The organism is Trebonia sp. (assembly GCF_049794275.1).
GTDB lineage: Bacteria > Actinomycetota > Actinomycetes > Streptosporangiales > Streptosporangiaceae > Trebonia.
In genome coordinates this window covers 1-6,152 of the sequence record NZ_JBARCR010000666.1, presented here as the reverse complement: position 1 = coordinate 6,152, position 6,152 = coordinate 1, and the positions used below count along the sequence as shown (strand labels likewise).

Here is a 6,152-nt window from a genome sequence, read left to right as displayed (position 1 = left end):
TGATCATGCCGCTGGCGCTGGCGCTGCTGAACGCGGCCGTGCCGCCGCAGCGCCGCGGCTGGGCCATGGGGATCTTCGGCGCGGTAACCGCGCTGGCGGCCGTGGTTGGCCCGGTGCTGGGCGGCGCGATCACCCAGGGCATCGCCTGGCAGTGGATCTTCTGGGTGAACGTCCCGATCGGCCTGCTCGCCATCCCGCTGGCGCTGCGCCGCCTGGAGGAGAGCTACGGGCCGCGCGCCCCGCTGGACTTTCCCGGCCTGGCGCTGGTCACCAGCGCCGCGCTCGGCCTAGTGTGGGGGCTGGTGCGCGGCAGTTCGGCCGGCTGGGCCAGCCCCGAGGTCGCCGGGACGCTGGTGGCCGGCGGGCTGTTGCTGGTCGCGTTCGTCGGCTGGGAACTGCGCACCCGCGCGCCGATGCTGCCGATGCGCCTGTTCGCCTCGCGGGGCTTCTCCGCGGGTAACGCCGCCGTCTTCCTCTGGAACGCGTCGCTGACCGGTGCGATATTCTTCATGGCCCAGTTCCAGCAGGTCAGCCTCGGGCAGGACCCGCTCGGCGCCGGGCTGAGGCTGCTGCCCTGGGGCGCGGCCCCGTTCCTGATCGCGCCGTGGTCCGGGAGACTGGCGGACCGGATCGGGGAACGGCCGCTGGTGGTTTCCGGCCTGCTGCTGCAGGCCGCCGGGTTCGCCTGGATCGCCATGGTCGCCAGCCCCCAGGTGGCCTATCCGGCCCTGCTCGCGCCGATGATCATCTCTGGTACCGGGATCGCGCTGGCGCTGCCGGCGCTGACCAAGGTCGTGGTCAGTTCGGTCCCGGCCGATGACATCGGCAAGGCCACCGGCGTGTTCAGCACGATGCGCCAGCTCGGCGCAGCGTTCGGCGTCGCGATCCTGGCCGCCGTCTTCGCCGCGGCTGGCAGCTACGCCTCCCCGGCCACGTTCAGCAACGGGTTCGCGCCCGCCACCTTCGCCGCGGCCGGCCTGGCCCTGGCCGCTGCGCTCGCCGCACTGGCCCTGGGCAGCCGGCGCGACCCGGCACCGGCGGCCTCAGCGGAGCTGACCCCAGCGCTGCCCCAGGCCAGGGCCGGCCGCTAAGACAGCCAGCGGCCACCCGGCCGGGGAGCAGACACCAATAACCGATACCAGCCACGAATCACGCGAGGTCAGCAATGAGACGCGTGATAGTGCGCTACACCGTCAAACCCGGCCAGGAAGGAGTCAACGAGAAGCCGGTGCGGGTGGTCTACGACGAGTTGCACCAGACCCGGCCCACCGCGCTGCGGTACGACACGTTCCGGCTCGATGACGGCCGGACCTTAGCCCACGTCGCCGTTGACGAAACCTCCACCAGCGCAACCCGCTGCTAGAGGTAGCCGCCTTCCGGCGATTCACCGACGGCATCGCCGGCCGCTGCGAGATACCCCCGCAGACCGCCGAGGCGGACCCGATCGGCAGCTACCGCCTGTTCGGCAACTGAACCAGAAAGGAAACCCCATGACCACCAGCAACACCACCGCGGCCGGAACCAGCCAGGACAGCGCTATCCCCGCCGTGTTCGCCCAGACGTCCCGGGCATGGGCGGACGGTGACGGGGAGGCCTTTGCCGCGTGGTACGCGCCCGACGCGACTGTCATCCTGCCCGGCGTCTACCTGCCCGGCCAGGACGCGATCCGGGAGGCGATGGCGGCCGCATTCGCCGGGCCGCTGAAGAACACACGGCGCAGCCACCAGGTGCGCAGCATCCGCTTCACCAGCCCTGGCACGGCCATCGTGATCACCGACAGCGTCACCGTGCCGCCGGGCGAACCTCAGCTAGTGGCTCGGCAGCGCGAACGAGCGACCTGGGTACTGTCCCGGAGCGACGGCCGGTGGCTCATCCACGCCTACCACAGCTCTCCCGCCGGCGAGGACGTCCAGTAGCCGCCCCGCGCAATCCGCGAAACCAGCACGCAACCCGAATAAGCACAAGAAGAAGCACTACATGACGAAACTCGCAGGCAAGATGGCGCTCGTGACCGGCGGCAGCCGCGGCATCGGGACGGCGGTCGCCCGGCGGCTGGCCGCGGACGGCGCGGCCGTGGCGCTCACCTACGCCAACAGTGCTGCCCAGGCCGCCGACGTCGCGCAGAGCATCGAAGGCAAGGGCGGCTGCGCCGTCGTCATCCATGCCGACCACGCCGACCCGCCCGTCGCGGCGCGGGCGGTTGAGCAAACCGTGGACCAGCTGAGGCGGCTGGACATCCTGGTCAACAACGCCAGCATCTTCACTGGCGGGCCACTGGAACAGGCCGCCGTGCAGGATTGCGGTGAAGTGAGGATTCGCCAGCTGCCGGAAGAACCGGAAGAAGGGACACCAGCCGAACGCCGGTGCTTCGTCGAGCCTCGACCCGGCCAGGGAACCATGCGTGACCCCTAGTCCGTCAAACCTGTCGCGCCCGGAGCCGCCTATGCGCGGCAAGTGGCTGCCCGCTGGTGGGTAGCCGTGTCGCCCAGAACAGGGATTGTGGCGCAGCGTCGGCGAGCCCGCGTATGGCTCACGGCCTAAGATCGTTGACGTGACGGACCACCAGCTGGAAGCCGCCCTGGCGTGCAGCTTCCTGGCTGGACTGCCGCCGGAGGTCACCCGCGAACTGCAAGCCGAGGGGGAGCTCGCCGACTATCCGGCCGGCACGACGGTGTACCGGCCAGGGTCGCCACCGCAGGCGGCGCTGGTCGTCGGTGGCCTGATCCGGGTGTACCTGACCTCCCCGGAGGGCCGGCAGGTCACGGTCCGGTACGCCCGGCCAGGTGACGTGCTGGGGATCGCGGTGCTGGTAGGCGGACCGGCCGGCACCGGCGTCCAGGCGATGGAGCCGTCGAGCCTGTTCCGGATCAGCGCGCGGGTGCTGACCGCGGCCGCCCGCCGCGATCCCCGGGTCAGCTGGGCGATCGCCGAGGAGCTGAACCGGCGCCTGTATGAGGTCCTAGAGCAGACCGCGGTCAACGCGTTCGGCTCGGTGCGCCAGCGTGTCGCCGCTCATCTGCTTGATCTTGCCTCCACTGGGCAGCGCCCGGATCGCCGCCTGGCGGCCCGCGTGTCGCAGCAGGAACTGGCCGATGCGGCCGGGTCGGTCCGCGAGGTAGTGGCCCGCGTGCTGCGCGATTTCCGGGTCGCCGGAATCGTGGCCACCGCAGCAGACCAAGTGGTGATTCTCGACGCGACCCGGCTGTACGCCGAATCGGCGGGACCTGCCGGGCTGTGACTTTAGTCGCTCGCCCGGCGACAGGCGTCACTGACACAACTGCCGAACCGCGGCAGCCTGATTGTGTCGGGCCCGCGGCAGCGGGCGTCCGCCAGGAAAAGAGATTCAGGCTATGAAAGCATCAACCGCAGTCTCACGAACCGATCCCGGATCAGCCGGACCGGTGAAGGCGGTGTCGGTGGTCAGCACCGGGACCGTGCGGATCCGCCCCGAACACCCCTACGGCAGCAGGAAGCCGATGTATTGGTGGCTGCTGACCTCCCGGCAGTGGACACCGCCGCGGCCGATCAACGTCTACGTCATCGAGCACACCCGCGGGCTGGTCCTGTTCGACACCGGGCAAAACCGCGCCTCGGTCACCGATGAGCGCTACTTCCCCGGCGGCCTTACCGGCTACCTGTATGACCGGCTCGCCCGCTTCGACATCGGCGAGCAGGACACCCTCACCGCCCAGCTCGCCACGCTCGGCTACGCCCCCTCCGACGTGGACACCGCGATCCTGTCGCACCTGCACCAAGACCACATCGGCGGGCTGCCCGAGCTGACCGGCACCGAGCTGCTGGTGTCGGCCGCCGAATGGGCCGAGCTGTCCAGGCCCGGCCCGGAGCAGCGCGGGTTCCTGCGCGGCCACATCCAGCTGCCGGGACTGAAATGGCACCAGATCAGCCCCGAGCCCACCCGCGATCCCGCCCTGGCGCCGTTCACCGAGTCGCTGGATGTGATGGGCGACGGCTCGCTGGTGCTGCTGCCCACCCCGGGCCACACCGCAGGCTCGATGTCGCTGCTGGTTCGCCGCACCGGCAGGCCCCCGCTGCTGCTGACCGGCGACCTCACCTACGGAGCCGACATCCTGCAGCGCGGCCAGCTTCCCGGCGTCGGCCGCAGGCGCCAGCTCAGCCAGTCGACCCGCCAAGTCCTCGCGCTAGAAGACCAGCAGCCCGGCCTGGTCGTGCTGCCTGCCCACGACCCCACAGCCGCCCAGCGGCTGCTCGACAGCTGACACCCGGAGACCACCAAGATGGCAACATTCCAGAACACCGTCACGATCGCCCGGCCCACCAAAGAGGTCTTCGCGTTCCTCGCCGACTTCGGCAACATCCCGGCGTGGAACTACGCCATCGCGCGCACCGTCCAGACCTCGCCCGGTCAGGCGGGAGTAGGTGCCACCTACCGGCAGACCCGCACCATCCCCCGCAGCAGCGATGAGGACTTCGAGGTCACTGCCTTCGCGCCCCCCAGCCAGCTCGCCGTGAAAGGACAGATCGGCCCCTTCAACGCCAGCAGCAGCTACCTGCTCGAGCCGACAGCCGACGGGACCCGGCTGACCAACCATGTCGAGCTGGAACCCTCATCAGCCCTCTTGCGGCCACTCGGCCCGCTAGCCGTCCCAGGAGTCAAGGCAGCGGTCGCGCGCAACCTCGGCACACTCAAACAACTGCTGGAGCGCACCCGCCCTGCAGCAGGATGAGACCAGATCAATACCCTCAGTGGTGCCGCCAGTGCACTGCCGCCACCACTGGCGGCGAGTGAATCCGTCCGACGCACTTCGGCGAACATCACCGAGGCTGTGGCACCGCCACCGGGCTTCCCGGCGCACAGAAGCACCAGATCTGCACGGATTGCAGCCCGAACAAAGGCTGTAACCCAGCCGCGCATACTCGGCAGGATTTGGTGGCAGCGCGCGCCGATCACGTTGCGCGGCGCGGTGTTCGCGGTGGCCGACGGACAGGACGGTTGTGCTGCTGGCGGGTTGCCTGGCAGCAGCCTCGTCGCGGAGCCGGCAGTGGCGTGCTGGGCTGCTAGAGTGCCCGTCCGTGGACATCCCCGTGCCCTCGCTGGTCCGGCAGGCCACTGCCCGGGCCCGCCGGGAGGGTTTCTCCCTGTCCTGTGATCCGGCGGCCGGCCGGCTGCTGGCCGTGCTCGCCGCTCACCTGCCTGCCGGGGCCCGGGTGCTTGAGCTTGGCACCGGGACCGGGGTGGGCACCGCCTGGATAGCCTCCGCGCTGCTGCCGCGGGCCGACGTCACGGTCATCACGGTGGAAAAGGACCCTGGCACCGCGGCACTGGCCGCGCAGGGTGACTGGCCGGGTTTCGTGGAACTGCGGTGCGCCGACGCGCTCGACGTGCTGGGCGAGGCGGGCAGGTTCGATCTCATCTTCGCTGATGCCCAGGGCGGTAAATGGGAAGGGCTGGACCGCACCATCGCGGCGCTGGCCCCGCACGGAATGCTGATCGTCGACGACATGACCGCCGCCCCGCAGTGGGACACCGAACAGCATGCCAGGCAGCAGCAGGTACGCCAGGCGCTGCTGACCAGCCCGCTGCTCACCTCCGTCGAGCTCCGCCACGGATCCGGGGTCATCCTCAGCACCCGCCACACCTAAAGACGTCAGCGGGTGCCCGCGCCCGCTCAAAGGGTGCCAAGATCCTAGAACCGCCTTATTTGGCGCTAGTCCCGGTCCGTCAGCCTGGCCGTCCGGCCTGCACCCGAATGGCTGATATGGGCTCAGCGCGCGACAGGTGCACCTGAAGGTCCTTGAGCGAAGATTTGGCAGACGCTGGCAGCGGTGAGGCCAGCCAGGGCGCGACGGCCGACCTCGCCGTGTCACAGCGGTATTACCATGGCCGTAGCCGCTGATCAGCGGCCATGTGCAATCCCCGCCAGCTTCGGGGACGGTCGCGAGAGCCGCTACCATGGCCGGTCATGACATTTGCCCGTCTACGGCAGCGAGGTTCCCGGCGGAGGTGGCCATGGTCTTCATACCCGCGATAAGCCCTCGCTCCGATGGAGCGGCCAGCCGACGGCACCGGGGCCGCCTGGTCGGCGCGCCGGCTGCTTTGTCCCTATGATCTCGCCCGGATCGTGGTGGTGGCCGGACCGCCCGGCCCGGGTTCCGAAGACATGGGCCGCCGG

8 protein-coding genes are annotated in these 6,152 nt (G+C 70.1%); all 8 read left to right on the top strand.

The window, feature by feature from the left end; translation table 11 throughout:
- The coding region (locus WA805_RS17900) for an MFS transporter (RefSeq protein WP_425242899.1) at positions 1 to 1,091 on the top strand (1,091 nt) is incomplete at its 5' end.
- Positions 1,092 to 1,165: 74 nt separating this feature from the next.
- The gene (locus WA805_RS17895) at positions 1,166 to 1,363 is read left to right on the top strand and encodes a hypothetical protein (RefSeq protein WP_425242898.1); all 198 of its coding nucleotides are present in this window, start codon (positions 1,166 to 1,168) and stop codon (positions 1,361 to 1,363) included.
- A 127-nt stretch (positions 1,364 to 1,490) separates the two neighbouring features.
- Positions 1,491 to 1,916, top strand: coding sequence for an SgcJ/EcaC family oxidoreductase (locus WA805_RS17890; RefSeq protein WP_425242897.1), 426 nt, complete (start codon positions 1,491 to 1,493; stop codon positions 1,914 to 1,916).
- A 61-nt stretch (positions 1,917 to 1,977) separates the two neighbouring features.
- Positions 1,978 to 2,412: an SDR family NAD(P)-dependent oxidoreductase gene (locus tag WA805_RS17885; RefSeq protein ID WP_422339780.1), complete on the top strand. Its 435-nt coding sequence runs from the start codon at positions 1,978 to 1,980 to the stop codon at positions 2,410 to 2,412.
- A 139-nt stretch (positions 2,413 to 2,551) separates the two neighbouring features.
- Positions 2,552 to 3,238 (top strand): Crp/Fnr family transcriptional regulator, encoded by a 687-nt coding sequence (locus WA805_RS17880; protein ID WP_422271326.1) that lies wholly within the window; start codon positions 2,552 to 2,554, stop codon positions 3,236 to 3,238.
- A gap of 178 nt (positions 3,239 to 3,416) precedes the next feature.
- On the top strand, positions 3,417 to 4,238 hold the full coding sequence (locus WA805_RS17875) for an N-acyl homoserine lactonase family protein (protein WP_422271328.1): 822 nt from the start codon (positions 3,417 to 3,419) through the stop codon (positions 4,236 to 4,238).
- Positions 4,239 to 4,256: 18 nt separating this feature from the next.
- The gene (locus WA805_RS17870) at positions 4,257 to 4,706 is read left to right on the top strand and encodes an SRPBCC family protein (protein ID WP_422271330.1); all 450 of its coding nucleotides are present in this window, start codon (positions 4,257 to 4,259) and stop codon (positions 4,704 to 4,706) included.
- Between the two features lie 346 nt (positions 4,707 to 5,052).
- The gene (locus WA805_RS17865) at positions 5,053 to 5,622 is read left to right on the top strand and encodes an O-methyltransferase (protein ID WP_425242896.1); all 570 of its coding nucleotides are present in this window, start codon (positions 5,053 to 5,055) and stop codon (positions 5,620 to 5,622) included.
- The last annotated feature ends 530 nt before the right edge of the window (positions 5,623 to 6,152 follow it).

Excerpts from the sequence above, each read along its gene's own strand:
- WA805_RS17895 (WP_425242898.1), top strand. The coding sequence starts at position 1,166 with ATGAGACGCGTGATAGTGCGCTACACCGTCAAACCCGGCCAGGAAGGA.
- WA805_RS17870 (WP_422271330.1), top strand. The coding sequence starts at position 4,257 with ATGGCAACATTCCAGAACACCGTCACGATCGCCCGGCCCACCAAAGAG.
- WA805_RS17885 (WP_422339780.1), top strand. The coding sequence starts at position 1,978 with ATGACGAAACTCGCAGGCAAGATGGCGCTCGTGACCGGCGGCAGCCGC.
- WA805_RS17890 (WP_425242897.1), top strand. The coding sequence starts at position 1,491 with ATGACCACCAGCAACACCACCGCGGCCGGAACCAGCCAGGACAGCGCT.